Genomic DNA, 25,685 nt, shown 5'->3' on the forward strand with positions numbered 1-25,685 from the left:
CTGAACGCGTTCCAGATCGCCTTCGAGGGCCGCCTGACCCCCAGCAACAACTGACACCTCAACTACCAAGATCAGCCGTTAAGTTGACACACCCGGATGAGCACATGACGGACATCGCAGCGGAAGTCGATGAAGTCTGGCGCTGCCTTGGCGCAGAGCTGGACCGGTCTTTCTCACGTCCTCGGACGGCGGGTTACGCACGACTGGTCGGAGCGGCTGAACGGAGGGCATCCGGGCCACGGCCGCTCGCCGCAGGTTCGACGATTCCCGGTTTCCGGGTCGTCGCCGCCCTCCCCGGACGCGAGCTTGCACTCCAGGGCCGCCATCGCTTCTCGGCATACGCCCTGATCTTCCGGCTCGATGCCAACGGCCCCGGCCGATCACGGCTGCGCGCTGAAAGCCGAGCCGCCTTCCCCGGCCTGGCCGGCGGCCTCTACCGATGGCTCGTCATAGGGACCGGTGCCCACGTGTTCGGCATGCGGCGCCTGCTTTCGGCAATCCGCCGCCGATGCGAGGACACCCCGAACTCCTGCTGATCGGCCCAGACGCCGGCAGCTCGACCTGGCACCAAGCGCTGGGGGGGCTGTCTCGTCCTAGAGGGCGGACGCAGACCTCGCCCGACGCAAACCCCGACTAAGGAGTGACACTCGATGCGCCTGCGTTCCGGATGCGCACTCGCGGGTACGGCGATCGCCGTACCCGTCCTGCTGAACCGCCACCGCGGCGAAACGATCCCCATGGACGCCCGCGCCAGGCGGGATGCGCCCGGGTCCTTCGTCCGGCTCCGCCGCGGCACGACGCATGTCATGGTGGACGGACCTGAATCGGGAGAGCCGGTCCTGTTCGTGCACGGAGCGACGTTGTCCCTGTGGGTGTGGGACGGACTGTTCGAACGACTGGCCCGGGCCGAATACCGGACCATCCGATTCGACCGGTACGTCGTCGGCTTCAGTGACCGTCCCGACATCGACTACAACCAGGCGCTGTTCGAGGAACAGATGATCGACCTGCTGGAGGCGCTCGGCGTCGACCGTCCGGTGACGCTCGTCGCGCTGGCGTTCGGCGGCCCGGTCGCGGCGGAGTTCGCCGTGCACCATCCCGAGCGGGTCGCCGGCGTGTGCCTGGTCTCCCCCGACGGGTTCGCGACCCCGCTCAACCTCGGATTGCGCCTGTCTTTGCTGCCCCGGATCGGTGAGCCGTTCTTCCGGCTGACCGGAAACCGGGCGTTGAAGTCCCGCCTGCCCGGCTACTCCCGCGACCCGCGCTTGGTCGCCCGCATCCAGGCGGGTCTGTTGCCGGAACTGCGCTATCGGGGCTTCAAACGCAGTCTGCTCTCCGCGCTCCGCAACGTCCCGATCCGCGGCGCCGAATACCTGTACCGATTCCTGAACACGCGCGACATCCCCATCCAGGTGGTGTGGGGGCGCCAGGACCCCATCACCCCGATGCCACCGGACGAAGTACTGCGCACCGTTTTCTCTCACGCCGACCTGCGCCTGCTCGACGGCGTGGGACACCTGCCGCACTACGAGCGCCGCGACGAGACCGCCGCGATCGTCCTGGACTTCCTGCGCAATGCGGTTGCAGAGCGCCATACCGTGCTGTGAACCGGGTCACAGCCAAGCACGGAGATGCCGGGATGCCCCATGTCCCGTATGCCAGCACGACGAACGGAGATGCCATGAAAATCTTCATTGCCGGCGTGACCGGCGCCATCGGCAGCCGGCTTGTGACCCAACTCGTCGCGTGCGGTCATGAGGTCGTCGGCGTGACTGCCACGCGCTCATGGTTGGACGTGGACTTCGGCGATCGGCGCCGAGTCGCGAGCGGGGCAGGCCGATGACCCTGGCGCAGGCGCGCGGCTGGTACGAGCTGGAGGAACTGGACGACGGCCTCGTTCGCATCACAGAGCCGCACGCCGACAAGTTGGTGCGGGCCAACCTGTGGTGGCTGCGCGGCACGGAACGCGACCTCGTCGTGGACGCGGGACTGGGCGTCGCCGGTCTGCGCCGGCACATCCCCCGCATGTTCGAGCGGGATCCGCTGGTCGTCCTCACCCACGCACACCTGGACCACGTCGGCGGAGCACACGAGTTCCGCGAACGGGCGGCCCACAAAGCCGCCGTAGAGACCCTGGCACAGGGTGTGCCCGCCAGCCTCTACGGCCCCGAGCTCTGCAAAGAACTCGGTATGGAGCCAGCCGGAGAAGATCTGCCCGGATTGCTGATCGACGCGCTGCCCCACACCGGCTACGACCCTCGCACCTACCGCGTGGAGCCGCTCAGGGTGCACCGCACCCTCCAGGACGGGGACGTCATCGACCTGGGCGGGCGCTCGTTGACCGTCCTGCACCTGCCCGGACACACCCCCGGCTGCATCGCCCTCCTCGAGGAACACACCGGCGCGCTGTTCACCGGCGACGTCATCTACAACGGCCACCTCATCGACGACCTCCCCGAATCCGATCCGCCGGCCTACCGGCGCAGCCTGGCGCTCCTGGCCGACCTGGACACCTCCATCACCCACCCCGGCCACGGCCGCAGCTTCGACAGGCACCGCCTGCGGGAACTCGCACACAACTACCTCAGCGCGCCCCACGTGTAGACCCGCCGCGGTGATCTCTCGGCACCGCACAATTCCGTCGAGGAGGGGCTCAGTCCGAATTCACTCGTAACGCAGGCGCAGCGGCTCCCGTTCGGCTTCCTCGATCTGGTCGGCGGTCAGGCCCGGCAGGTTCAGCTGGACCAGCGTCACCTCGGCGCTGGTCGGCTGGGCGCAGGCACCCACTGTTTTAGTTCCGGGCGTGCCGAGGCGCAGGCGTGGCCATGGACGCGCAGCGTGGTCGGGCGGCCTGGGACGAGCAAGAGCAGGCCGACGCGTCCGGTCTGCAGCACGTTGTGCATGGTGTCGAGCCGCTTGCCGGTCGCGTCGGGGATCATCAAGGTTCGCTCGTCCAGCACCGAGACGAACCCGGCCGGGCCGCCACGCGGTGTCACGTCCGCCCGGCCCTCGGCATCCACACTGCCGATGAACACCAGCGAAGAGCAGCCAATCAGCGCCCGGGTCTCCTCGGTCAGGCGGTCGATCTCCTTGCGGAGCGAGTTCGGGTTCGGCTGCGGGTAGAGCTCGCGCAGCTGGTCCGGGCTGGTGAGGGCGTCCGCCCGCAGCGAGTCGAAGAGCAAGCCGGTGATTCCCGTGTCGATCGTCATACGGACGACCCTGGAAGACGACCGAGGCAGTGGGCGGGGCAGCGCGTGATCTCGCCCGCGTTGACCGGTCGCTACTCGCGGCGCAGTCGGACGAACGTGGCGGTGCGATGCCTGCCCGTACAGAGGCGGTCTCGGCGAGCAGGCGTTCCGTCAGGGGCAGCCCGGCGTCCTCGGTCTGGTGCTGTGGCGAGCCCAGGGGAGTCCGGCCAACTCGTCGGCCAGCACGCGGGCCGGGGCCGAGGTCAGCGCGGGCGTTGAGCCGACCTGCCGCCAGCTGCGCCTTTGCCTCCCGGAACACGGGCTCCGTGCGTGCGCGATGCGTGAGCGGATGGTCCGGCACGAGGGGTTCATGAGCGGGCTGGGGGTACGACGCCGCAGGGTACTGATCAGGCAAAACAGCACCCTGCGGCAGGGGCGAGCACCACCCGGCAAGGATTCGGTCCCACTCCTAGAGCGGGTGTCGGTGCAGGAAGTCTGTCGAAGCATTTGATGAAGGCAGCGCGGAAGGATCTTCGGCGACTCCGCACCGGCCCGACTGCTCTGCTCGGCCGAACGCGACCGCCTCCTGGGCCACCACCGCCCTGGACCGCAGACGCCGTCACAGGGCTGTGCACCTGCAAGCCCACATGTCGGGGGACATCCCGCACCCGCATGTTCAGCCCCGGGACGGAGCAGCGAGCCCCCGCACACCTTCCTCGTCCAGGTTCGTGCCCAAAGCGTGCCCATAAGACCGGACAACCACGGTGAACAGCGGGCCGAAGCCAGCCCTCGAAGCCACGCCGAAGGCGACGTATCCCCAGGTCAGAGGCTGCACGGCCCCCGAAGCGCCGTCGCTTCCGAGCGCGCTGCGCAGTTCGGCGAGCGTGCCCATGGGCGGGGTGAAGCCGGGCTGAGAATCAAAGCAACACTGGGCCGCCGGCCTGCTGTACGAGGGCTGCCTGAAGCCCGTGGGCGCGGGCCCCGCCCTCGTGTGAGGTCGTTTATGGAGTTCCTGGACGCCTGTAACCAACCCACAACCGGCCGCCTGCCTGCTCGATCACCTCGTCCACGACGGCCACAAGGGGCTGCACTCTCCCGCCGAGTACCTCAGCTAGACCGTGGTGCAGGCGCGTGCTCAGCCCTGGCGCGGTCGTCTCAAGACGGCGTGCCAACCACTTCCCACCACCGCCCCAAGAACCGCCGACGGCCAGCGCCAGCTCACCGGTCCGGCGGACCAGTTCATTCGCAATGAACAACCGTTCGCTCTGGTCGTCGCTCCCCACCAGGTCATCAAGGAGATCGGTGATCGCGTACCGGCGGTCATCAATCTCTTCGGCCGACACCGCAGGCGGCCCTGCGGAAGTCAGCTCCCGGGCCTGTGCGGCGAGGTGCGCTCCGAGTCCGTCGGTGTCGAAGAGCAGCAGCCCCTGCGCGCACATCCACAGCAGCGGTGACCGGCGCTCGTGTAGTTCCCGTTCGACGTAGGAGTGCCACGTCGCTTCGGTGTGCACAAACATCTCCACTGGCCACTCGGCGTACTGGAGGCTCGCCCGGTACGGCGCTGGGGCTCCACGAAGCAGCACAACGATGTCGAGGTCCGACGTCGCTGTGCGACAGCCCGTCACGACGCTGCCTCCCAGGAACGCGGCTCGCGCGTCGGGGTGATGCTCATCCACGACCGCGCGTGCGGCCTCGATCTCATCCATGCGGGAACTATCAGCACCAACCGGCCCCGCGCGCACACCATTTCTCAAAATACCGACCTGCCTCAGGCCAGACTTACGCTTGAGGCGCTAAAGGCCAGCGACCTCAACGCAGTTGATGTGGTCGGGGCTCGGATCGGCCCCGGGGTCCCGAAGGTCACCCTCACGATGGAGGTCCCGGAGTGGGAGCGGCTGGCGTGGACTCCGCACGCCATGCCGTGCAATCCGCGATCCACGGCCGAGATCGCGCGTAAGGGAGTGTCAGTCCCGATTCAAGCCAGCAAGCGCTGGGTCGTCGAGCGCACCCAACCTCGTGGATGAACGGTTACGGCAAGTTCCGGCGCTGCACAGAGAAGAGCGGCAGCGTCGTGGACTCCTACCCCTACCTCGTCGCCGCTCTCGTCACGCTCCGCATGCTGATCCGCCGGGCAACGAGCCGCTACCGCTGGGACGGCCGCCCCACCACCAGACGCCCCAAGCGATCAATTCCGGCCGATCATACCTGGGCCTCCGCACAACGAAACACGTTCTACCAGGTGGAGGGACCCACCGGCCCCCGGGCGATCAGGACGTCGGCTTTGTGGCGCCAGCCGAGGGAGGAGTAGAGACGCTGTCCTTCCTCGCTGGCAATGAGAAGACCAGTACGGGCACCCTGGGACACGGCCGCCTCCGCCAGAGCGCTCATCATCGCGCGGCCCAGGCCGCGTCGGCGGTGCGCTGCGTCCGTCTCGATGCGATCGGCGATCGCATCACCGCCGACCACGGCAATGGAGCCGCGCGCTGCCACCTCTGCGGAGGGGGCGTGGAGGGAGACGACCGTGACTGGTCCCTCCGTGCGCACCTCGCGCTCGTACGGCGCGGCAGGCGCGTGCTGCGGGTGCCGGGTCAGATCGGTCGTCATGAACCACTCTGACCGCTTGAGCAACTCCAGTCCGGCGGCGCCGACGATGGCTTCGGCTGTGCCTGGGCGCAGCGTAGGCACAGTGAGCCAGGTGATCTGCCGTGCGGCGGCGACGGCTGCCGCCAGCCGTGCTACGGACTCGGGCTCCTCGTCCGCACGCAGCGCGAACACCTCTACCTCGCGGCCGGGTTGGTCGCACTTGGACCGCAGGCCGTCCCCTGCGGGCTCGACAGGCTCGGCCTCGGGCAGGGAGCGGGCGACGGTCCAGCCGTCCAGCCAACGTCGTATTAGCCCTGATTCGATCTTCGTCATCCGGTGATTAGAGCATGACCGCAACCGGTGGGCCGGCGAACAACCGTCCCCCTTTGTTCGCCGCCGCCAAACGACGCCGCCCTCCATGTGCCGGTCGGTCTTACGTACCCGGTCGGCCCGGCCCCTCTGGTCGCCATCGCCGAGGCCGCGCCGGAGACGGCCGACCACCGGCACCCGTCCGCCGTCATGTCCTCTGTCCGGCTGCTCGCGCGGATGACGCCGGATCACCGCAACGGCATCCCCCGGCAGTCCGACGGCTCGGTCGGCTGGAGCATGCCCGGCGCATCTGCACGCGTCTGGCCGGACGGCCGCATCGAGCTGTACACGGCGATGTCTCCGCTGCGCGATGGCCCAGCACCGTGTCAGAGCGGGTTTCCTGAGCTCGGCTAATACGCTGGCTCCGCAAGCTGGAGGAGGTTGCGATCCGTATGGGTGACGGGTACGGGCCCGGACGGTCTGAGCAGGAGGACCCGCTCGGAGCCGAATGGGAAAGGCACCGGCCCGCGGTTTTCGGTGTGGCCTACCGGCTGCTGGGGAGTGTGGCCGATGCCGAGGATGTGACCCAGGACGTCTGGCTGCGGGCGGCCGGAGCGGATCTGCAGGACATCAGTGATCTGCGGGCCTGGCTGGTGACGGTGGCCGCGCGACGGTCGTACGACATTCTCAAGAGTGCCCGTTTCCGCCGTGAGACCTACGTCGGACCTTGGCTGCCGGAGCCGCTGCTGACAGGGCCGGACGCGTCGCAGCCGGTACTCGTCGACGAGTCGGTCAGTTCGGCGATGCTCCTGATCATGGAAGAGCTGAGCCCGCCGGAGCGGGTGGCCTTCGTCCTGCATGATGTCTTCGGTCTCGAGTTCGACCGGATCGCCGAGGTGCTGGATGTCTCCGGGCCGAGTGCCCGGCAGCTCGCCTCGCGGGCACGACGGCGGGTGGCCAAAGCGAAGCAGTCGACGCCGCAGGCGTCGAAGGCGGAGCGTGAACGCGTCCTCGCGGTCTTCCGCGCCGCCTACGAGGCCGGGGACCTGGGCGCCCTGGTCAGGCTCCTGCACCCGGACGCCGTCTACGTCACCGACGGCGGCGGCAAGGTCTTGGCGGCGCGCAAGCTCATCCACGGCGGCGAGCGCGTCGCCGACGTCATGGTGCGTACGGGGCGCCAGTGGCGTCCGGACCGCATCGACTTCGCCGAGGTCGGCGGCGAGCTCTCCCTCGTGTTCCACCGGGAAGGCAGGGTCTATTCCGTCGACACGGTCCAGATCACGAACGGTCTGATCACCGCGTACCGCAGGGTCATAAACCCCGACAAACTCATGCGCGTCTGAGCTGTCACACCCGGACGGCCTACCTCGTCTCCCTGATGAGAACGCACAACGGGCGACGAAGGAATGCTCGGCAACAGGTGAGATCGATCATGCAGAGCGGCATGCATCCACCTGCAGCCGCCATGAGCTCCGGCGTGAGCGGGCTGTGCGCTCGGATCGCCTCTCCCAGTAAGGACCTGTATGCAAGCCATCACTGTGCGAGACCGGGACGCCGGTCTTGCCGGTATGTCCCTGACGGACATGCCCTACCCCCATGCGAGCGAGAACGACGTCATCGTGCGCGTGCACGCCGCCGGCTTCACCCGTGGCGAACTGGACTGGCCCGCAACGTGGACCGATCGCGCCGGCCGCGACCGGACGCCGAGTGTGCCCGGGCACGAGCTGTCCGGTGTCGTCGTAGAGCTGGGGTACGGCACCACCGGCCTGAGCGTCGGACAGCGGGTGTTCGGCCTGGCCGACTGGACCCGCAACGGCACCCTCGCCGAGTACGTCGCGGTGGAGGCCCGCAACCTCGCCCCGCTGCCGGCGGACATCGACCACACCGTGGCCGCCGCGCTGCCCATCTCCGGGCTGACCGCCTGGCAGGGCCTGTTCGACCACGGCCGCCTCACCACGGGCCAGACCGTCCTCATCCATGGTGCTGCGGGCGGCGTCGGCTCGATTGCGGTGCAGCTCGCCCGCGAGGTCGGCGCCCGCGTCATCGGCACCGGCCGGGCCTCCGACCGGGACAGGGCACTCGCCCTCGGTGTAGACACCTTCATCGACCTGCAGACCGAGAAGCTGGAGGACGCCGGCGAGGCCGACGTGGTGTTCGACGTGATCGGCGGTGACATCCTCGACCGCTCGGCCACCCTGGTCCGAGCCGGTGGCACGCTGGTCAGCATCGTCATGCCGCCCAAGGTCCAGCCCAAGGACGGGCGGGCGGTCTTCTTCGTCGTCGAACCCGACCGCGCCCGGCTCGCCGAGCTCGCCACGCGGCTAAGGGACGGCCGGCTCAAGCCGTTCGTCGGTGCTGTGCGGCCGCTCGCCGAGGCACCCGCCGCGTTCGCCCCCGGCCAGCGCACCCCCGGTAAGACGATCATCCGCGTCACGGAAGACTGAATCGGGAGACCCATTGTGATCGGAATGCGAATCGCCGCCGGCCTGCTGGCTGCAGCCACGCTGACTGGGGCCACGGCCTGCTCGGCCTCCGACCAGCCCGCCCATGCCAAGGCGCAGGCGGCGGTCGCGGCATCGACGCGTCCCGTCGAGACCTTCACACCGCTGCTCCAGCAGGCGCTTGCGAATGTGAAGGGCAAGACGTTCACCTCAGCGATCGTCGCCTTCCCGCCCGGCGCAAGCGCGCTGCCGCACCGGCACGGCCAGGCGTTCGTCTACGCCTACGTCCTCGAAGGCACCGTGCGCAGCAAGCTCGACGACAAGCCCGTGACCACCTACCACCAGGGCGAGAACTGGGTCGAGCAGCCGGGCGCCCACCATGTCATCACCGAGAACGCCAGCCGGACCAAGCCGGCAAAGCTCCTGGTCGCCTTCGTCTCCGACACCGGGGCCAAGCTCAAGGTCGACGACCCGAAGTCGTAACCCCGGGGCGTGCAGCGGGGCGGCAACACTCTTCACGAGCTCCGCCCCTGCCGGAGCACGCCCCATCCACCACCAAAACGTGCCCGACAAGCGCGGCGCGGACCACACGAAGGAAGCAAAGGAATCATGACCGACCCCCAGCGCGTCAACATCGGCGAGCAGCACCCGGCTGCCTACAAGACCCTCATCGCCCTGTCGTCGGAGGTGGAGAAGGCCGCCGCCGCAGCGGGCCTCGACCCGCTTCTGGTCGAGCTGCTGAGGATTCGCACCTCCCAGATCAACGGCTGCTCGTTCTGCCTGCGCATGCACACACGTGACGCCCTCAAGAAGGGCGAGAACCCCGACCGGATCGCGGTGCTGCCCGCGTGGGCGGAGACCGGCTACTTCTCCGAGACCGACCGCGCCGCCCTCCGCCTCACCGAGGCGATCACACGCGTGCCGGACGGACACGTCAGCGACGAGGACTTCAACGCCGCTGCGGCCAAACTCACCGCAGACCAGATCTCGGCAGTCGCCTGGCTGGCAACCGTGATGAACGCCTTCAACCGAGTCGCGATCACCAGCCGGTACTCCGTCGGCAGCTGACCTCGACGGCGCTACCGGCGGTGATGGAGGCTGCCGAAGCCTCCACCGTCGTGCAGTTGCTGGTGGAATCAGCCGGGCGGCTTGTGCGAGCCGACCCGGCTCACACAAGCGCGGAGGCATCCGATGAGACAACTTCAAGTGTCTGGAGAACCGTCCAGTTTCATTTCGTACCGCCAGCCCGTCCCGACCGGCAGGGTCGGGACGAGCTCGGCGAGGGCGACGTCGACGGGGAAGTCCACGTCATCAGACTCCGACCGCCACGCCGTGCGCGCATACGCAGCGGTGCTACCTGAGCAGGGGCGTCACCGCCTTCACGACCAGCGTGAGCGGGGTGTCCTGGGCGGCCAGCACGGTGCCGTAGGCGATCGCGACGTGCTCGATGGCCTTCATCGCGGCGCAAAGGACGCGGGCCTGGGGCTCGGTGAGTTCATCGCCGGCTTCAACCGCGAGTGAAGTGAGGGCGATCACCGCGAGGGTGACGAGTGCCGCGAGCAGCGCGAGGTGCTCGAAGAGGTGGGGCATCACTGCCTTTCCGGGCCAGGCGACGTTCGCCGGCCTCACCCCTTCCGCCGAGAACCAGGGCGTCCTACAGGATCGAAATCTGAAGTGAGACGCACGTCACATGCGTGCGTCCCGCACCGGTGAATCAAGGCCGTCCCGCTCCTTGCGGCCGCTGCGCGACGTGGGGCGGCATCGAATTCACTCGTTCGCACGCTTGTGCGATTTCGCGTTATGGTGGATACCTGGAGAGGACGCAGGTCAGGGAGGGGCGAACGAAGGACGGGAGCTTCGAGCCGTGGTTTTACTCATCTGCGAGTAGCCTCCGGTTACTCCGCCCGCTACGGCGCCTCCCTGCCCGGCGCTCTCGTGCAGCGCGCTGCCGAGCGCGGGATGACGACGCTTGCGCTGACCGACCGGGACACCGTCCCGGGCACCGTCCGCTTCGCCACCGCTGCTGCGTCCGCGGGTATCCGCCCCGTCTTCGGTGTCGACGTCGCCGTCGCCCCGCTTACCCCGATCGACCCGGCCGCCGGACGGCCGCGTACTCCCTTGCGCGGCGGCGCGCACGTCATCGAGCCGCCGCTACGGATCACCCTGCTCGCGCAGAGCGCAGCCGGGTGGGCTCGGCTGTGCCACCTGGTGTCCGCCGCGCACGCCGAGGCCGACGGCGCGGCACCGGTCGTGTCCTGGCCCACCCTGCGCGCGTACGCCGACCAGGACCTGGTGGTGCTGCTCGGGCCGGCCTCCGAACCGGCACGGGCCCTTTCCGCCGGCCGCCCCGACGCCGCCGAGCAGCTGCTCGCGCCGCGGCGGGAGCTGGCCGGAGAGCGACTGCGGATGGAAACCGTGTACCTGGGACGGCAGGGCACCGGCGCGGGCTCACTGCGGCTGGCCGCGCGCACCGTGGGCCTGGCCGACCAACTCGGCGTCCGTACGTTGTTGACGAACGCGGTCCGCTACGCCGACCCCGACCAGCACCGGTTGGCCGACGTGCTCGACGCGGCCCGGCTGCTGCGGCCCCTCGACCGCCGGCACCTGGACGGCGGCGAGCGCTGGCTGAAGGACCCGCACGCCATGGCGGCGGCCGCCGACCGCATCGCCCAGGCCGTCGGCGACGACCCCATCCGGGCGGCACGTCTCCTGGCCGAGACCGAGGCCACCGGCCAGTCCTGCGCCCTCACTCCGGCCGATCTCGGGCTCGGGCGTCCGCACTTCCCCGAACCCTCCGTCGTCGGCGCCGGCCCCGAGCGCGGGTCGGCCATGCGGCTGCTGCGGCAGCGGTGTGAGACCGGGATGGTCGCCCGGGGCCTGGACACGGACGAGCGTGCCGTACGACAGCTCGACTACGAGCTGGAGGTCATTGGCCGGTTGGGCTTTGAGGGGTACTTCCTGGCTGTGGCCCAGGTGGTCGCGGACACCCGGGCGCTGGGGATCCGGGTTGCCGCGCGTGGCTCCGGGGCCGGCTCGATGGTCAACCACGCGCTGTTCGTGGCCACCGCCAACCCCTGGAACACCGGCTGCTGTTCGAGCGGTTCCTCAGCGAGCGGCGTACGTCGTTGCCGGACATCGACCTCGATGTGGAGTCCGAGCGGCGCCTGGAGGTGTACGACGCAATCATCAAGCGATTCGGGCGGGAGCGGACCGCGGTCACCGGCATGCCCGAGACCTACCGGGCCCGCCACGCCCTGCGGTTCCCTGTCAAGTTGTGCGTGTCGACCCGAGGGGATCGGCCGTGGTCCTTTCGAGGACGGCAGTTGGTCATAGAGCACTGACTGCATCGAGGAGGCCGCCGCTTCCCTCGGAGCCGCAGGAGCGCGAAACGACTGGCACTTTCCTCAGGCGGCTCTGTGCCGCGGCTGGCTCGACGAGGGCACCGTCGAGGTCACGTGCAGGCACCCACCCGGCACGGCCCTAGTGATCGGTGGCAGCGCCACCGGCGCAGCGTGCTCGCTGTATCTGGCCGCCGTCAGCGCCTACCCCTGACCACCGTCCGGGCCTCGACACTGCCGGCCTCTCCCAGCTCGGATGCCATGACCTCAAGCTCGATGGTCGGCGCACTCGCCCACCACGGCCTGCGGCTGAGCGAGGCCGGACAGCACACGGAGGCCGTGAGCGCCACCACCCGAGCGGTCTCCCTGAGTCGTGGACTGGCCGCCCACCATCATGCGGCACACCGGGACCACCTCGCCTTCGCACTCGCCCGCGACCTGGCGGACGCCGATGCTGCCCACAGGGCGCGGATGAGGCCGGGGCGGCCGCCGAAGTAGCGGTACAGCGCTGGTGAGCTGACGCCGACGCGGCGGGCGACTTCCGCAAGAGTGAGACCGTCGAGACCCTCGGTGGCCGCGATCTCACGGGCGGCGGCCTTGGCGTCGTGGATCAGTTGCTCTCGCAGTCGCTCGCGCCGCTAGGGGCTGCGGCGGCTGCCGGTCGTGGCCTGCGTGTCCACCCTCTCCTCCTACCTCCAGAAGTTGACGTGTTGCCAGCGTTTCGCACCGGAGGCCACTCTGTGTGGCGTATCTCACCACCGGATTTGCTCTGACGCTTGATCAGATTGTTTACTCGGCTTCCGGTGTTAAGGGCATTCCCCTGCAGGGCGACGGGTGATGTCGTGCCTGCCCGGGGGGAGTGTGTCGGTCGGGGGGTCGGATGCACGTGCACCTTGTGTTGTTCGAGGCGTGGAACATCAGCCGGTTCATCTCCGTGACGAACAAGCGCAGGGAGATCGCAGGCGCCTCGGAGTTGATCACGTATCTGGACCGCCGCTGGGTCAAGGACGCAGCGGCGGAGCTCTTCGACGGCTTCGACCCCGCCTGGCGGATCGAGGACAAGCCGGTGGAGCTCCTTGAGACGGGTGCGGGGAACGCGAAAGTGCTGGTCCGCGATGCCGGGCTCGCGCGGCTGCTGGTGACCCGCGTGACGACGCGGGCGCTGCGGGATGCTCCCGGGCTCGAGGTCTGCGGGGTGGTGAGCGCACCCTTCGACTGGTCGGCCGACGGATTGCTGCACGAGGCGCTGGGGCTGGCAGCACGGCAGCTGGCCCCCGTGCGTACCTCGCTGCCGGGGCCGGATGCCCGTTTCCTGCGTCTGCCGATCGTGGACCAGTGCCGTTCGACGGGCCTGCCGGCCGAGTCCTTGATGCGGCAGCCCGGTCCGGAGCCTTCCTACGAGCCGCGTTCCGCGGAGAGCCGCGCGAAGTGGCGGGCGTACGGCAAGCAGGACGACGGTGACGGGCTCGGTCGTCTGGCGGATCTGGCGGGTACGAAGCCCGAGCAGCTCGGCAGGGTGGTGGAGCACCTCAACGACCACGCGGAGTGGGTCGGGGTGGTCTATGCGGACGGCAATGGCCTGGGGAAGGTCTTCGGGGCCTTCAACCAGTGTGTGGACGGAGGGTCCAACCGCCGTTACGCCGACGCCTTGCGGGACTTCTCGGCGGCCATGCAGGCCGCGGCCCGGGATGCGTTCCTGGAGGCGGTCGGGGCACTGGAGCACGCGGGGGCGGGAGTGAAGGGCGGTGACGGGCCGGTCCCGGTGCTGCCGCTGATTCTCGGCGGAGACGACATGGTGGCGCTGTGCGACGGGGAGTGGGCGCTCACGTTCGCCAAAGCGTACCTGCGGGAGTTCGAACGTCTGACGGCCGCAACAGAGAAGATCATGGAGCCGCTGCGCAGGCAGGGCGAGGTGGCCGCCTTGTCGGCCTGCGCCGGGGTGGCCATCGTCAAGCCGCACTTCCCCTTCGCCGCCTCGCAGGATCTCGCCTATGCCCTGCTCAGGGAGGCGAAGCAGGTCAAAAAGGAGATCGAGGGCCCGTGTTCGGCGCTGTCGTTCCATGTGCTGTACGACAGCTCCGGCGCTGATCTGGACCGGATTCGCCGGCAGATCACGCTGTCCGAGCTGCCCCAGCGGCCCCCCGCGCAACAGCCGGACGAGGCCGCGGCACAAGCCGCGCGGGACGGCAGGACCGTGCTGTGCGCCCAGCCCTACGTGGTCAGCGCCTCACAGCAGGAGGCGCCATGGGCCCGCGGCCGGCACTGGCGGGACCTCGAACAGCGGGTGGCGGCCCTGGCCTCCCGCGGCGACGAGGGCGAGCGCAAGCTGCCCGCCTCCCAGCTTCACGAACTGCGTGAGGGCCTGTTCCTGGGCCCGGCGGTGGCCGATGCCCGGCTTGAGAACCTCCTGCCCGCCTACGGCGAATGCGGCCTGCGGCAACTGCTCGGCGATCCGAAGAGCCTCTTCTGGCAGGAGCAGCGCCGCGATCCGGGCCGGCCCGGCCGCTGGGTGACCGGTCTGCTGGACGCCATGGACGCCGAGGGATTCCTGCTCGTGGGGGTGGAGCGATGACGGAACTGGCCCTGACCGTGACCATGCTCGGCGACTGGCACGTGGGCACCGGCACCGGCCGCCACGCCTTCGTCGACCGGCTGCTCCAGCGTGACGGGCACGATCTGCCGTACATCCCCGCTAAGACCCTCACCGGGGTCTGGCGCGACGGGTGCGAAACGGTGGTCCATGCCCTGGACGGCGGCGCGCCGGGGCCGTGGCAGGAGTGGCTGGAGTTCCTCTTCGGCAGCCAGCCGGCCCTGGAGGAGCTGGGGGTGATCCCCGGCCGCACCGACGACGGGCCGCGGCCGGCGGCCGTGTTCCTCGACAGTCTGCACTACCCCGCCGACCTCGCCGATGCCCTGGGCGGCAAGCCGATGCTGCGGCAGGCGGTGACCTTCCTCAAGCCGGGCGTCGCCATCGACGATGCCACCGGCCGGGCTGAGGACAAGAAGCTGCGGTTCGAGGAGATGGCGCGCGGCGGCGCGACGCTGTCCGGACGCGCCGCGATCCGGGGGGCCGCGCGGCTGGACGAGGAGCAGCTCAAGTGCGCTTCGGCGCTGCTGGACGCCGGTGCGCGGCTGGTGGAGAGCATCGGCGGGAAGCGTCGGCGGGGCGCGGGCCGCTGTCGCATCAGCCTCCAGGGGCCGCCGGCCGACTGGAAGTGGCTGCGCGACCGCCCTTCCCCGCCGCCCCTGCCCGACCCGGTCGGGGTCACGGCCCCCGGTGCACCGGCGGCGGCCGAGCCGCAGGACCGCTGGGAGGGCGCCGAGCTGCGGCTGGTACTGCGCCGCCCCCTGGTCGCGCATGCGCGTACGGTAGGCAACGCCGTCCGCAGCGCCGCGTTCGTCCCCGGCTCGGCTCTGCTGCCGGCCGTACTGCAGCGTCTGGACTGCCCGGAGGCTGCGCTGGCGGCGCGCCGGGGGGATCTGGTGGTCACCAACGCCACCGTCGAGGTCGACGGCCGGCTGGGGCAGCCGGTGCCGCTGGCCCTGGTGCACGGCAAGAGCTCCACGACCTGGTCCAACCTCCTGACCTGCGCGGCCCCGGGCGGCGGCCCGGCGGAGCCCTTCGAGGACGACTACACGGCTGGATACCGGCCGGGTGAGCCGCTGGCCGTGCAGTCGTGCACGCGGACCGAGCACACCCACAACACCATCGACGACCGCCGGCAGCGGCCGGTGGAGGAGGTCGGCGGGCTCTACACGTACCAGGCCATGGCCGCCGGCACCGAGCTGCGCGCGCAGGTACGCGTCCCGGAGGGACTGCTGCCCGCCGGATGGCAGGAGCGGCTGAACGGGACCTGGCGTCTGGGCCGTTCCCGCAAGGACGGCTACGGCCTCACCGAGGTCACAGCCGGGCCGGCCGGGACACCCGCCGCCAGGACGGTGCCACCCGGCCCGCTTCGGGTGTGGCTGCTCTCGGACGTCCTGGTCACCGACGAACGGCTGCGGCCCAGCTCCCGCCCGCAGGACCTGGCAGCCGAACTCGGCCGGGCACTGGGCGTGCAGCTGCGGCCCGTGGCGGACCTGGACGGCTCAGGCGCCCTCGGCCGGGTCAGCGAACCGCGGCGCTTCGAGTCCTGGCACCAGCGGTGGGGCCTGCCCCGGGCCTCGCTGCTGGGCATCCGGGCAGGAAGCTGCCTGTCGTTCGAGATCGTCGGCGGCACGCTGACCCCGCAGGCCGTCCAGCGGGTGGAGACCGCAGGCGTGGGGCTGCGCCGCGCAGAAGGCTTCGGGCAGCTCCGCATCGGCGACCCGCTGCTGTACGCCGAGACCGGCGAAACCGCCCAGCCGGAACCCGACGGCACGGGCACAGGACAGACCACGGCCGAACCCGACTTCCCCGACAGCGTCCTGCAGGACCATGGCGGCCTGGTGGACATCCTGGAGGAGGCGGCCTGGCGGCAGGAGATCCGCCGCCACAGCGAGAAGGTCGCCCGCGACCGCCGCGCCGCCGTACTCGGCGAGAACCACATCGACGTACCCCCCTCGCAACTGGGCGCCCTGCGCATGCTCGTCAGCCGGCTCAGCGGTCCCGGCGACGGGCAGGCCGAGACCTGGCTCTCCCGGCTGCGCCCCACCCAGGAGGGCCAGGAGCTGCGGCGCGGCTGGCCCGAGGACACCGTCACAAGCCTCACCGCACTGCTGCGGACCGACGACCGCATCTGGGCGCTGCTCGATCTGCCCGAGGAGAAGATCACCGCGGCCGCCAGCCGGATCAGCCGGCTCCGTGCGCGGCTCTGGCCGGAGGCGGTCCGCACCCTGGTCGAGGACTGCCTGACCGCCCACGCCTGCGCCGCCCGCGAACGGGGGGAGGACTGAGATGACGACCACGCGAGCGATGACAGCCCGGCTCCGGGTCCGCGGCTGGCTGCACGCCGTCAGCCCGCTGCACGTCGGCGGCGCTGGCCAGGACCCCAACGCGGCGCTGTCCGCCGCGCTGGACGGCCGAGGCCGCCCGTACGTGCCCGGGACCAGCCTGGCCGGGGCCCTGCGCAGCCTGCTCCATCCCGGACCGGACCAGGCCACCGGGCCCCGCGGCAAGACCGCCAACGACCTGTGGGGCTACGCCGAGTCCAGGAGCAAGGACGGCACCGTCAGCCGGATCGTGGTCCGCGACGCGCTGATCACCGCAGGCACCGGCCTGGACGAGGACGACCTGCCGAGCGAGGCGCTGGACCCGGCCCGGCTGGAGACGCGGTTCTCCGTCGGCATCGACCGGCGCGGCGGCGTCGCGGCCCACGGGTTCCTCCACGCCCGCACCGTCGTGCCCAAGGGCTCATACCTGCGGTTCGAACTCGACCTGAACGCGACCGAGCGCACCCTCGAGGACGACCGGGAGCAGCTCGAACGGCTGCTGCGGCTGCTGCACGACGGCGGCCTGCGGGTCGGCGCCGCGAGGACCCGCGGCCTCGGTCACCTGGAACTGGCCGACGAGCACACCGAGGTACGGGAAGAGGACTTCGGCAGCGCGGCCGGGCTGCTCGCCGCCCTCGGCGGCGCAGCCACCCCGTGGGATTCCGAGGAGTGGAAGAAGGCGTCCCCACCCGCGCGGCAGACCATGTCCGTGAAGATCACCTGGAGTCCGGCAGCGCCGGTCATGGTCCGCTCGGCCGTAGACGGCTTCATGGTCGACGCCATCCCGCTCGCCTCCGCCGTCGAGCCCGGCAAGGTCGCCCTCGTCCTGCCCGGCACCTCCCTCAAGGGCGTTCTGCGCTCCCGCGCCGAGCGGATCGAACGCACCGTCCTCCGGCGTGACGCCCCGGCAGCCGCCCACGACGCCCCCGCGACCGACCGCAGCGCCGCCTTCCGCCAGCAGCTCGACCAGCTCGACGCGGTCCGCGCGCTCTTCGGCGCAGCCCCGCTCGGCAAGCCGGACGACCCGCGCGGCATCGGCACCGTCACCGTCGACGACTGCTACGCCACCGATCCCGTCACCGCCACAACGTGGGAGGCCGTGTACGAGCCGGCGGCGAAGGACGCCGACGCCACACCCCTGGCCCTGGTCGAGCTGCGCAAGCACAATCTCGAGCGGGCCGACCACGTGGCCATCGACCGCTGGACCGGCGGCGCCGCCGACAAACGGCTGTACAGCGTCCTCGAACCCCACGGCGTGACCTGGGACCCGATCAACCTCACCGTCGACCTCGGCCGCCTCGCCCACCACCACGCGGACATCGACGAGCCGGCGCAGGCACTGCTCCTGCTGGTGCTGCGCGACCTCAAGGCCGGCCGCATCCCCGTCGGCTACGCCACCAACCGCGGCATGGGCGACATCACCGTGCACGACATCACCCTCACCCTCCCTGACCACCCGGACGGCGTGGAGCTGGACGACTACCTCACCAGCGACACCGCCCGCGAGCTCACCACCAGCTGGTGCGCCTACATCGACGGGAGCACGGCATGATCACCCTGCACGCCCGTGCCCACGACGGCATCACCCTGGCCGACGCCCTGGCCCGGGCCGGCTTCCGCAACGCCGTCGCGCTGCTGTCCTCCCCGCACGAGCACGTCGTCGCCCAGGTGACCGACGGCGCCTGCCGCACCCGCAACTCCGACCCGTACCCGCTGGAGGCCGTGTTCGAAGCACGCGTCTTCGACCAGGACAGGGAACTGCGGTGGCTCTGCGACTCCGGTACCCGGGGCCGAGCCGTGCTGCTGTCTGAGGACGCGGACAAGCTCCCCGCAACCTTCGCCGCCGACGTCCCGCCGCTGGCCGCCGAGGAGACCCTCGAGACCCACTACCTGCTGTGGGGCCGCCCCCAGCCGCAGCACCAGGCGGGCTGGACCACCCTGCACACCCCCCGGATCGGCACCCTCCACGTGCCCGTCCCCAGCCCGGAGCCCGACCGCCGGCTGCGCCTGGTCGCCCGCGAGTACATCAGCGTCGAACCCGATCACGGCAACGCCTATGTCAGCGAGGAGCGGCTCCTCGGCATCGAGCCGACCGAGTCCGTCCCGGACAGGAGGAAGCATGCCTGACGAGCCCCGCACCGGCGTCCTGTCCTGGGACGAGGCCCAGCGAAAACTGTTCGTCCTGGTCGCCGAGGAAGGCGGCCGCCGACGCCGGGTCAGGCCCCCGCACGACCTCTCCCCGGCCCTGCAGGACCGGCCCGTCCCGGAACTCGACGGCATGCCGGTGGACTTCACCTGGAGCGGCAGCAAGCCCCGGGACGTCCGCCCGAGGGGAACAGCCGCCCAGGTCAAGGCCAAGGCTGAGGCCAAGCCGAAGCCGGTCGACAGCAACGAATTCATCAACCCCTACACTTTCCTGCCCGCCACCCCGCGCAGTCAGGCCGTCGGCGACCTCGCCGACGCCGCGCCCGTGGGCCACGACCGCCTGCACGAGGACCGGTGGACCGGCCGGCTTCCGGTGCGGCTCACCGTTGCCACCCCCCTGCTGCTCCTGGACCCCTCCCGTGCCGCGCGAGCAGGCAGGGACGGCAGCAGCCACGCCACCTTCCCCCTCCTCGAGCGGAACGGACGGGTCCACCTGCCGGCCACGTCGATCAAGGGCATGCTCCGCGCCGCCTACGAGGCGGTGACCAACTCCCGTCTGGGCGTCTTCAATGGCCACGACGAACGGCTCGCCCACCGGATGGGTGCCGACGCAAGCCGGCACATGGTTCCCGCCAGAATCAGCGACGACCGCACGGCGATCACCCTGCTGCCGGGAGACACTCCCCTGGGCGGGCAGGCGGGCAGAAACCCGTTGCTGCACGCAGCCTGGCTGCCGCGCTACTCCGCAGACCCCAAGGGCGGCTTCGCCGTCTCCTACAGCAACGGCGAGCTTCCGCAGCACGCAGACCGCGTCGTCGCATGGGTGGAACGGATCCAGCACCACCGCTGGAACAGGGACAAGAAAGAGCACCAGGCCGACTTCCAGTTCTGGCGGGTCCGCGTGATCGCCCGTGAGGGCGAGCACCTTCCCCGGCCTGTCGAACCGGCACCCGAGATGCCGCGAACGCCCTGGAACTCCTGGCACGAGCCCACCGGCGAGCAGAAGCAGATCCGCGGCTGGGTCTGCGTGACGAACCAGAACATCAACAAGAAGCACGACGAACGCGTCTTCTTCACCGATGAAGAGGACGTCGTCGAGGTCCCGCTGACCCCCGCACGTGACGCCCAGTGGAACGCCACGATCCGCAATTACCGCGCTGCCCACAGCCACGCGGAGATCCACGAGCGCGAGAAGCCCTCGGGCGGGAAGGCACACTCCGGCAGGTACGCGCAGCCCGACGACTACCTGGGCGACGACCCGGGAGCCACCGCCTGGAGCCCTCACCAGTACCAGCGCTCCTACGACACGCTCGCGCCCGGAACCCTCTGCCACGCACACCTCGCCAAAGACCGCCGGACCGTTCTCGGCCTCTACCCGGTCATAATCTCCCGCAGTCTCTTCGACCTCCCGCCCGAGGAACTGCTTCACGACTCGCTCAAGCCGGCCCAAGCGCTCACCCAGCTCTCGCCGGCCGACCGGGTCTTCGGCTGGGTTGCTCCCGCAGGCCCGGGAGCACACCGGGGCCAGCTGCGCATCGGCCCCGTCGTCGAAGTCGACGCCCACACCGACACGTTCGGCGCAGACGGCGTTCCCCTCGCCATCCTCGGCCAGCCCAAGCCCCAGCAGGCCCGCTTCTATGTCGGGGCCGGGCCGGACGGCATCAACCCACTCCCGGACGGCCTCGAGCGGAACAGGATGTACGTCCGCACCCAGGCCCTGCGCGGCCGCAAGGCCTACTGGCACCACCGCGGCCTGCCCGCCGACTACTGGGACAAGCCCACCGAGGACCGCACCCAGCAACTCGATCCCGAAACCCGCCGCGCCCAGGAGTACCGGCGCCCCGACGACCGCGACGGATCTCAGCGGGACACCCAGAACCGTTCCGTGCGCGGCTGGATCCGGCCCGGGTCGACCTTCGCCCTCACCATCGGCGTCACCAACCTCTCCACCGTCGAACTCGGCGCCCTGCTCTGGCTGCTCCAGCTCCCCGACGGGCACTACCACCGGCTCGGCTACGGCAAGCCGCTGGGATTCGGCAGCATCCGTCTGGACCTCGATCCCGACTCGGAATGCGACCTGCGCACGGGAGAACAGTGGATCAGCTCCTACCGCAGCCTGGCGCCGGAGAGCACCCGGTCCCGTGACGACATCCTGGCCGACCTCGAGGAAGCTCGCCGTTGCTTCGAGGAGGAGATGAACATCCCGGCCGGCGGCCTGAAAGCACCGCATCTCCATGCCTTCCTCGCCGCCGCAGCCGGCAAGGAGGGCTTCGCCGTCCACTATCCCCGTACGCGCCCCTTCGACGAAGACGAGTCCGGGCACACCGTGCCCGATCCCGAAGGCCCGTCCTTCTCCTGGTTCGTGGCCAACGAGGGCAGACGCACCCAATCCGACGACCGGGGCCGAAGCCTGCCGCGCTGGGACAACCCGTACCTGCCGATCCACCCCGACAAACAGCGCAAGAACCGGCGGCGTCGCTGACCGGCGCCGCAGCGCCACAGCGACCCACGGAAGAAGGGACCCATGAGCACCGGAACCGTCGAAGAGCACGTCCCGATCCCCCGCCGGCAGGACGAGGACGAGTTCGTCGCCATGCGCGCGGCAGCGCGTAGGACGTACGACCGCGCCGACCTGATCCGCCTGGCCCAGAACTTCGGCACGATCGTCCTGGCCATCGCCGCACCGCTGCTGGCCCTGTTCTGGCCGCACGGATCCGACACGCTCGCGATCGCAGCCGTCGTCTGGCTGTTCGCCGGACGCACCTGGCTGAAGTCGCTCCACCGCAGCCTGCACGCCCGGAGCGCGAAGTTCCAGGAACTCTACGACGTCGGCCTGTTCGGGCTGGAGTGGAACACTGCCGTCGCCGGTCCCAGATGGAAGGCCCGGGACGCCATCAGCGCGGTCCGCGCACGCCCGATCGACAAGGACCGCGGCTGGTACGAGAAGGTGCCCGAGGTCCCCTGGCCCCTCGACGCCCTGGCCTGCCAGGTCCAAAACCTGCTGTGGTCCCGTAAGAACCATCGCGCCTACGCCAAGGTCCTCTGGACCGGTTTCGCCGTGGTCATCGCCCTTGCGCTCGCCGTATGGGCAGCCAAGGACTTCTCGACGGGCGTCTTCCTGGCCAAGCTCTTCGTCCCACTGGTTCCAGCCCTGCTCGACCTCTCCGAACTGCCCTGCCAGCACCAGGACGCCGCACAGGCCCGGGAGCGCCTGGAAGAAAGCATCCAGGAGCTGTGGCAGCGGCACGCGGCCGGACGCCCCATCACCGCGTCCGACTGCCGGGAAGTCCAGGACTCCATCTTCGAGATGCGCACCTCCACCCCGCCGGTGGCGACCTGGGTCCACAGGTACATGCACAAGGACATTCAGAACGCGAACGCGACCCGGATGGAGGACATCCGACAGGAGATCGCCCGTCTCGCGGCCGGCTGACCCGTCACCCCACCTTCCTCGAGGATCCATCCGATGCCCGTTCGATGGACCGTACGGCTCCACTCGCCCAAAGCCGCGCGGCACGCCACCCCTGCGCAGTTGCACGGCCTCGCCTGCGCTCTCTTCGAGGGCGCAGGCGCCGACCACACCAGCCAGCACAAGCCGTTCTCCACCTCCCCGCTGCTCGCCGCCGACCCCCGCCGAGGCATCGCCGAACTGTGCATCGGCTGGCTGGACGACCGCACCCACCCGCCGCTCGACGTCCTTGTCGGCCACCGGATACGCCTCGGCTCGCAGTTCTTCACCGTCGTACACGCCGACCCGCAACCGGCCCCGTACGAAGCCCTTCTGAGCGCCCCCGCCGCACGACGCGCCGAGCTGACTTTCCTCAGCCCCACCCTCTTCACCCGGTCCGGACGGTGGATCCCGCTGCCGGACCCCGAGCTCGTCTACCAAAGCCTGCTGCGCCGCTGGAACCAGTACGCCCCTGCGCCCATAGCCGAGACGGTGGTCAAGGAACTTCTCGACGCCGTGGTGCTCACCGCGCACGACATCCTCAGCCAGCCGGTCGCCCTCCCGCGCGGCAACCGCGTCGGCTTCACGGGCCAGGCCACCCTGGCCCTCCTCGGCGGCACCAGCCCCGAAGCCGCTGCGGCCTTCTCCGCCCTGACCCGCTTCGCGGCCGTCGCCGGAGTCGGCGCCCAGACCACGCACGGGCTCGGATACGTGCGTACCGCCCTCACCGACCGCACGCCTCCATCGCGGCCCGGCTCGGTCTCAGCCACCAACCCCGGGGAAGGTCCCGCCGATGGGTGAGCTGCTCCACCAGGTCGCCTCCGAGGAACGCCTCGCCGCCGCCTGGGCCGAGGTCCGCGACAACGACCTCGAGGACGGCGAGAAAAGCCGCCACGTCGCCGAGTTCGAGCAGGGCGCCCTGTACCGGCTGATCGACCTCAGTCGGCAGTTACGCACCGGGACGTACGAACCGTCGCCCGTGACCGCCATCGAGGTGCCCAAGCCCAGCGGCGGAACACGCCTGCTCGCCGTTCCCCAGGTGACCGACCGGATCGTGTAACGGGCGGCACTCGAGGTGATCGATCCGTACGTGGATCCGGTGCTGCTGCCGTGAAGCTTCGCCTACCGCAAGGGCCTCGGCGTCAAGGACGCCGTACACGCCCTCGCCACAGCCCGGGACGAGGCAGGACACGCCTGGGTAGTCCGCGCCGACATCGAAGACTGCTTCGAGGACATCCCGCGCCAGCCCGTCCTCACCCGCCTCCGCGAACTCCTCCCCGACCCGTACCTCTGCCACCTCGTCCAACGCCTCGTCAACCGCACCGCCACCGGCCCCGCCGCCAAGCGGGCCCACACCGGCGAGGGCCTGTACCAGGGCAGCGCCCTGTCCCCCGTACTCACCAACCTCTACCTCGACGCCTTCGACCGCGCCCTGCTCGCCGCCGGACACACCGTCCTGCGCTACGCCGACGACCTGGCCATCCCCGTCGCCAGCCGAAACCAGGGCGAACACATCCTCCGACTCGCCGCCGACACCCTCCGCGGACTCGGACTCCGCCTCAACGACGCCAAGTCCTGCATCGTCTCCTTCGACGAGGGCGTGGAGTTCCTCGGCCGCACCCTCGGCCCGAGGGACGGCCTGCGCGGCGACGAACTGGCGCACCGTCTACATCACCGAGCCCGGCTCCCTGCTGCGCACCCGCGGCGACCGCCTACGCGTCACCAAGGGCGACCAGACCCTGCTCTCGGTCAGCCTCAAGCGCGTCCGCCAGGTGGTGTGCGCCGGTCGTGTCGGCATGAGCACCCCCTTCCTCCACCGCGCCCTCGAACACGGCGTCGACGTCGTCCTCCTCGACGACCTCGGCCGCTACCTCGGCCGCCTCACCGGCCCCGCCGGCAACCACGTGGAACGCCGGGCCACCCAGCACCGCACCGCCGAAAAGACCAGCCGCTCCCTCGACCTCGCCCGGGCCTTCGTCACCGGCAAGATCACCAACATGCGCACCGGGCTGCTGCGCGCCGCCCGCCGCAGCCCCGCCATCGACGTCACCACCGCGGCCGCCCGTATGATCACCGCCCGCACCAGCGCCACCACGGCCGCCGCCCACCTGGAGCTGATGGGCTGCGAGGGCGCGGCCTCCCGCGAGTACTTCACCTGCTTCGGCCTGATCCTCGGCGAGACCTGGGGCTTCACCCACCGCCAGCGCCGTCCGCCACCCGACCCGGTCAACGCCCTGCTCTCCTTCGGCTACACCATCCTCACCCATGACGCCGTCGCCGCCTGCGAGATCGCCGGCCTCGACCCCCACGACTTCCTGTACGGGATGTACCGCGGCCGCCCGAGCCTCGCACTCGACCTCGTCGAGGAGTTTCGGCCCGTGATCGTCGACTCCCTCGTCGTCCGCCTCCTCGCCACCGGGCAACTCAGCCCCGGCGACTTCATCGTCGACGAGACCGGCGGCAAGGGCTGCCGGATGAACGATGCCGCCCGCAGGACCTTCCTCGCCGCGTACGAGCGCCGCATGCTCACCCTCGCCCGCCACCCCTGGGCCGGCCGCACGACCTCCTACCGCGTCGCCCTCACCCTCCAGGCCCGCCTCCTCGCCGCCGTCCTCGACGGCCGCGAGGACACCTACACCCCGCTCCCCTGGCGGTGACCCCGTGTCCCAACGACGCCCCCGCTACTTCTTCCTCGTCGCCTACAACATCGCCGACAACGACCGCCCGCCAGGACGTCTCCGACGTGCTCTCCGGCCACGGCCCCCGCGTGCAGTACAGCGTCTTCGAAGTCGCCCTGTCCTCCAAGGCCGCCACCACCCGCCTCCGCTCCGCCCTCAAGAAACTCATCGACCCCGACGAGGACCAGATCCGCATCTACCCGCTCTCCGTCCCCGACCTCAACGAGATCACCATCCTCGGCAACCGCCGCCTCGAAGAACGCGCCGACTTCTGGATCGTGTGACCCGATGCCCCCTCACCGCGCCGCCCGACACCACCGCCGCAAGCCACACCATGCCCCGACCTGCCCGTTCGCCCCGACGCATAGACCACGTACAGCCCCCACGCGACACGCCGGAAAACCATCGAGGTGCGCGCAAGCCGTCGTCCCAGGTCAACGACATGATCAATAGAAACGTGACCCAGGTCACTGCCTCCATGGCGTGCCAAACGGCAGGCCCACGCAACGATCTCCATCGCCGCTGGTCAACACACCGTCAGATGGGGTAAGGTGCGCAGCACCTTTAAAGCCCGCAGGGCATAGAAACGTCAGGGGCGGAGTTTCAGCTTTCGTAGCATGGTGCGCAGCACCTCTAGAGCCCGC

Annotated in this window: 23 protein-coding genes, 4 pseudogenes and 1 CRISPR repeat array (1 of these 28 running past the window's edge); of the genes and pseudogenes, 22 read left to right on the plus strand and 5 right to left on the minus strand. The window is 70.3% G+C overall.

Annotated features, from left to right (window positions below; genetic code table 11):
• Positions 1-104: 104 nt before the first annotated feature.
• The 3 genes from ACFYOH_RS42290 (at position 105) to ACFYOH_RS42300 (ending at position 2,604) form a co-directional block, all read left to right on the plus strand.
• Positions 105-536, plus strand: coding sequence for a hypothetical protein (locus ACFYOH_RS42290; RefSeq protein WP_388637027.1), 432 nt, complete (start codon positions 105-107; stop codon positions 534-536).
• Between the two features lie 114 nt (positions 537-650).
• Positions 651-1,607 (plus strand): alpha/beta fold hydrolase, encoded by a 957-nt coding sequence (locus tag ACFYOH_RS42295; RefSeq protein ID WP_388637031.1) that lies wholly within the window; start codon positions 651-653, stop codon positions 1,605-1,607.
• A gap of 232 nt (positions 1,608-1,839) precedes the next feature.
• Positions 1,840-2,604, plus strand: coding sequence for an MBL fold metallo-hydrolase (locus ACFYOH_RS42300; protein WP_388637034.1), 765 nt, complete (start codon positions 1,840-1,842; stop codon positions 2,602-2,604).
• 60 nt (positions 2,605-2,664) lie between these two features.
• Here the strand turns inward: ACFYOH_RS42300 and ACFYOH_RS42305 are convergent.
• Both ACFYOH_RS42305 and ACFYOH_RS42310 read right to left on the minus strand, forming a co-directional pair.
• A pseudogene (locus ACFYOH_RS42305) lies at positions 2,665-3,209 on the minus strand (pyridoxamine 5'-phosphate oxidase family protein).
• 980 nt (positions 3,210-4,189) lie between these two features.
• Positions 4,190-4,894 carry a nucleotidyltransferase domain-containing protein gene (locus ACFYOH_RS42310; RefSeq protein WP_388637037.1) on the minus strand — a complete coding sequence of 235 codons (705 nt, stop codon included), beginning with the start codon at positions 4,892-4,894 and terminating at the stop codon, positions 4,190-4,192.
• 237 nt (positions 4,895-5,131) lie between these two features.
• On the opposite strand from ACFYOH_RS42310, the pseudogene ACFYOH_RS42315 reads away from it, so the two are divergent.
• Positions 5,132-5,370, plus strand: a pseudogene (locus tag ACFYOH_RS42315) (IS5/IS1182 family transposase); the annotation flags it as partial.
• Positions 5,371-5,420: 50 nt separating this feature from the next.
• Here ACFYOH_RS42315 and ACFYOH_RS42320 read toward each other — a convergent pair.
• Positions 5,421-6,104, minus strand: a complete 684-nt coding sequence (locus ACFYOH_RS42320) for a GNAT family N-acetyltransferase (protein ID WP_388637040.1) — start codon at positions 6,102-6,104, stop codon at positions 5,421-5,423.
• A gap of 87 nt (positions 6,105-6,191) precedes the next feature.
• Here ACFYOH_RS42320 and ACFYOH_RS42325 point away from each other — a divergent pair, with 87 nt between their 5' ends.
• From ACFYOH_RS42325 to ACFYOH_RS42345, 5 genes are all read left to right on the plus strand, one after another.
• A complete protein-coding gene (locus ACFYOH_RS42325; RefSeq protein ID WP_388637042.1) occupies positions 6,192-6,494 on the plus strand; it encodes a hypothetical protein in 303 nt (100 codons plus the stop codon).
• 38 nt (positions 6,495-6,532) lie between these two features.
• Complete coding sequence (sigJ, locus tag ACFYOH_RS42330; protein ID WP_388637045.1) at positions 6,533-7,423, plus strand: RNA polymerase sigma factor SigJ; 891 nt, start codon at positions 6,533-6,535, stop codon at positions 7,421-7,423.
• Between the two features lie 180 nt (positions 7,424-7,603).
• The gene (locus tag ACFYOH_RS42335) at positions 7,604-8,524 is read left to right on the plus strand and encodes an NADP-dependent oxidoreductase (RefSeq protein ID WP_388637048.1); all 921 of its coding nucleotides are present in this window, start codon (positions 7,604-7,606) and stop codon (positions 8,522-8,524) included.
• A gap of 24 nt (positions 8,525-8,548) precedes the next feature.
• Complete coding sequence (locus ACFYOH_RS42340; RefSeq protein WP_388637050.1) at positions 8,549-9,004, plus strand: cupin domain-containing protein; 456 nt, start codon at positions 8,549-8,551, stop codon at positions 9,002-9,004.
• Between the two features lie 126 nt (positions 9,005-9,130).
• Complete coding sequence (locus tag ACFYOH_RS42345) at positions 9,131-9,589, plus strand: carboxymuconolactone decarboxylase family protein (protein WP_388637053.1); 459 nt, start codon at positions 9,131-9,133, stop codon at positions 9,587-9,589.
• Between the two features lie 285 nt (positions 9,590-9,874).
• On the opposite strand, the gene ACFYOH_RS42350 is transcribed toward ACFYOH_RS42345, so the two are convergent.
• Positions 9,875-10,111, minus strand: a complete 237-nt coding sequence (locus tag ACFYOH_RS42350; RefSeq protein ID WP_388637055.1) for a hypothetical protein — start codon at positions 10,109-10,111, stop codon at positions 9,875-9,877.
• A gap of 210 nt (positions 10,112-10,321) precedes the next feature.
• Between ACFYOH_RS42350 and ACFYOH_RS42355 the strand changes: the two are divergent.
• Together ACFYOH_RS42355 and ACFYOH_RS42360 are read left to right on the plus strand one after the other, a co-directional pair.
• Positions 10,322-11,781 (plus strand): annotated as a pseudogene (locus tag ACFYOH_RS42355) (PHP domain-containing protein); the annotation flags it as partial.
• Positions 11,782-12,120: 339 nt separating this feature from the next.
• A complete protein-coding gene (locus ACFYOH_RS42360; protein ID WP_388637058.1) occupies positions 12,121-12,357 on the plus strand; it encodes a hypothetical protein in 237 nt (78 codons plus the stop codon).
• Here the strand turns inward: ACFYOH_RS42360 and ACFYOH_RS42365 are convergent.
• Entirely contained in the window at positions 12,252-12,485 is a 234-nt protein-coding gene (locus ACFYOH_RS42365) for a helix-turn-helix domain-containing protein (RefSeq protein ID WP_388637098.1), read from the minus strand. The genes ACFYOH_RS42360 and ACFYOH_RS42365 overlap by 106 nt on opposite strands.
• A gap of 254 nt (positions 12,486-12,739) precedes the next feature.
• Between ACFYOH_RS42365 and ACFYOH_RS42370 the strand changes: the two genes are divergently transcribed.
• The 11 genes and pseudogenes from ACFYOH_RS42370 (at position 12,740) to cas2 (ending at position 25,325) form a co-directional block, all read left to right on the plus strand.
• Complete coding sequence (locus tag ACFYOH_RS42370; RefSeq protein ID WP_388637060.1) at positions 12,740-14,431, plus strand: hypothetical protein; 1,692 nt, start codon at positions 12,740-12,742, stop codon at positions 14,429-14,431.
• On the plus strand, positions 14,428-16,734 hold the full coding sequence (locus ACFYOH_RS42375) for an RAMP superfamily CRISPR-associated protein (RefSeq protein WP_388637063.1): 2,307 nt from the start codon (positions 14,428-14,430) through the stop codon (positions 16,732-16,734). The genes ACFYOH_RS42370 and ACFYOH_RS42375 overlap by 4 nt, the downstream gene beginning before the upstream one ends.
• A gap of 1 nt (position 16,735) precedes the next feature.
• Positions 16,736-18,322: an RAMP superfamily CRISPR-associated protein gene (locus tag ACFYOH_RS42380; protein ID WP_388637065.1), complete on the plus strand. Its 1,587-nt coding sequence runs from the start codon at positions 16,736-16,738 to the stop codon at positions 18,320-18,322.
• Positions 18,319-18,897, plus strand: a complete 579-nt coding sequence (csx19, locus tag ACFYOH_RS42385; protein WP_388637068.1) for a CRISPR-associated protein Csx19 — start codon at positions 18,319-18,321, stop codon at positions 18,895-18,897. The genes ACFYOH_RS42380 and csx19 overlap by 4 nt, the downstream gene beginning before the upstream one ends.
• Positions 18,890-21,397, plus strand: coding sequence for a TIGR03986 family CRISPR-associated RAMP protein (locus ACFYOH_RS42390; protein WP_388637071.1), 2,508 nt, complete (start codon positions 18,890-18,892; stop codon positions 21,395-21,397). The genes csx19 and ACFYOH_RS42390 overlap by 8 nt, the downstream gene beginning before the upstream one ends.
• A gap of 42 nt (positions 21,398-21,439) precedes the next feature.
• The gene (locus ACFYOH_RS42395) at positions 21,440-22,348 is read left to right on the plus strand and encodes an S-4TM family putative pore-forming effector (RefSeq protein WP_388637074.1); all 909 of its coding nucleotides are present in this window, start codon (positions 21,440-21,442) and stop codon (positions 22,346-22,348) included.
• A gap of 33 nt (positions 22,349-22,381) precedes the next feature.
• Positions 22,382-23,164 carry a CRISPR system precrRNA processing endoribonuclease RAMP protein Cas6 gene (gene cas6, locus ACFYOH_RS42400; RefSeq protein WP_388637077.1) on the plus strand — a complete coding sequence of 261 codons (783 nt, stop codon included), beginning with the start codon at positions 22,382-22,384 and terminating at the stop codon, positions 23,162-23,164.
• A complete protein-coding gene (locus ACFYOH_RS42405; protein ID WP_388637080.1) occupies positions 23,157-23,423 on the plus strand; it encodes a hypothetical protein in 267 nt (88 codons plus the stop codon). The genes cas6 and ACFYOH_RS42405 overlap by 8 nt, the downstream gene beginning before the upstream one ends.
• Positions 23,424-23,492: 69 nt before the next feature.
• Positions 23,493-23,972 (plus strand): annotated as a pseudogene (locus ACFYOH_RS42410) (reverse transcriptase domain-containing protein); the annotation flags it as partial.
• Between the two features lie 61 nt (positions 23,973-24,033).
• Entirely contained in the window at positions 24,034-25,020 is a 987-nt protein-coding gene (gene cas1, locus ACFYOH_RS42415; RefSeq protein WP_388637100.1) for a CRISPR-associated endonuclease Cas1, read from the plus strand.
• Positions 25,017-25,325 (plus strand): CRISPR-associated endonuclease Cas2, encoded by a 309-nt coding sequence (cas2, locus tag ACFYOH_RS42420; protein WP_388637083.1) that lies wholly within the window; start codon positions 25,017-25,019, stop codon positions 25,323-25,325. The genes cas1 and cas2 overlap by 4 nt, the downstream gene beginning before the upstream one ends.
• Before the next feature lie 267 nt (positions 25,326-25,592).
• Positions 25,593-25,685: a CRISPR direct-repeat array (repeat unit 16 nt; unit sequence GTGCGCAGCACCTCTA) (it continues 359 nt past the right edge of the window).

The organism is Streptomyces sp. NPDC007856, from assembly GCF_042868225.1.
In the GTDB taxonomy this organism is placed as follows: Bacteria; Actinomycetota; Actinomycetes; order Streptomycetales; family Streptomycetaceae; genus Streptomyces.

What these genes read in the sequence shown, in the direction of transcription:
- ACFYOH_RS42290 (WP_388637027.1), top strand. Translation starts at nt 105, where the DNA reads ATGACGGACATCGCAGCGGAAGTCGATGAAGTCTGGCGCTGCCTTGGC.
- ACFYOH_RS42295 (WP_388637031.1), top strand. Translation starts at nt 651, where the DNA reads ATGCGCCTGCGTTCCGGATGCGCACTCGCGGGTACGGCGATCGCCGTA.
- ACFYOH_RS42300 (WP_388637034.1), top strand. Translation starts at nt 1,840, where the DNA reads ATGACCCTGGCGCAGGCGCGCGGCTGGTACGAGCTGGAGGAACTGGAC.
- ACFYOH_RS42310 (WP_388637037.1), bottom strand. Translation starts at nt 4,894, where the DNA reads ATGGATGAGATCGAGGCCGCACGCGCGGTCGTGGATGAGCATCACCCC.
- ACFYOH_RS42320 (WP_388637040.1), bottom strand. Translation starts at nt 6,104, where the DNA reads ATGACGAAGATCGAATCAGGGCTAATACGACGTTGGCTGGACGGCTGG.
- sigJ (WP_388637045.1), top strand. Translation starts at nt 6,533, where the DNA reads ATGGGTGACGGGTACGGGCCCGGACGGTCTGAGCAGGAGGACCCGCTC.
- ACFYOH_RS42335 (WP_388637048.1), top strand. Translation starts at nt 7,604, where the DNA reads ATGCAAGCCATCACTGTGCGAGACCGGGACGCCGGTCTTGCCGGTATG.
- ACFYOH_RS42340 (WP_388637050.1), top strand. Translation starts at nt 8,549, where the DNA reads ATGCGAATCGCCGCCGGCCTGCTGGCTGCAGCCACGCTGACTGGGGCC.
- ACFYOH_RS42345 (WP_388637053.1), top strand. Translation starts at nt 9,131, where the DNA reads ATGACCGACCCCCAGCGCGTCAACATCGGCGAGCAGCACCCGGCTGCC.
- ACFYOH_RS42350 (WP_388637055.1), bottom strand. Translation starts at nt 10,111, where the DNA reads ATGCCCCACCTCTTCGAGCACCTCGCGCTGCTCGCGGCACTCGTCACC.
- ACFYOH_RS42360 (WP_388637058.1), top strand. Translation starts at nt 12,121, where the DNA reads ATGACCTCAAGCTCGATGGTCGGCGCACTCGCCCACCACGGCCTGCGG.
- ACFYOH_RS42370 (WP_388637060.1), top strand. Translation starts at nt 12,740, where the DNA reads ATGCACGTGCACCTTGTGTTGTTCGAGGCGTGGAACATCAGCCGGTTC.
- ACFYOH_RS42375 (WP_388637063.1), top strand. Translation starts at nt 14,428, where the DNA reads ATGACGGAACTGGCCCTGACCGTGACCATGCTCGGCGACTGGCACGTG.
- ACFYOH_RS42380 (WP_388637065.1), top strand. Translation starts at nt 16,736, where the DNA reads ATGACGACCACGCGAGCGATGACAGCCCGGCTCCGGGTCCGCGGCTGG.
- csx19 (WP_388637068.1), top strand. Translation starts at nt 18,319, where the DNA reads ATGATCACCCTGCACGCCCGTGCCCACGACGGCATCACCCTGGCCGAC.
- ACFYOH_RS42390 (WP_388637071.1), top strand. Translation starts at nt 18,890, where the DNA reads ATGCCTGACGAGCCCCGCACCGGCGTCCTGTCCTGGGACGAGGCCCAG.
- ACFYOH_RS42395 (WP_388637074.1), top strand. Translation starts at nt 21,440, where the DNA reads ATGAGCACCGGAACCGTCGAAGAGCACGTCCCGATCCCCCGCCGGCAG.
- cas6 (WP_388637077.1), top strand. Translation starts at nt 22,382, where the DNA reads ATGCCCGTTCGATGGACCGTACGGCTCCACTCGCCCAAAGCCGCGCGG.
- ACFYOH_RS42405 (WP_388637080.1), top strand. Translation starts at nt 23,157, where the DNA reads ATGGGTGAGCTGCTCCACCAGGTCGCCTCCGAGGAACGCCTCGCCGCC.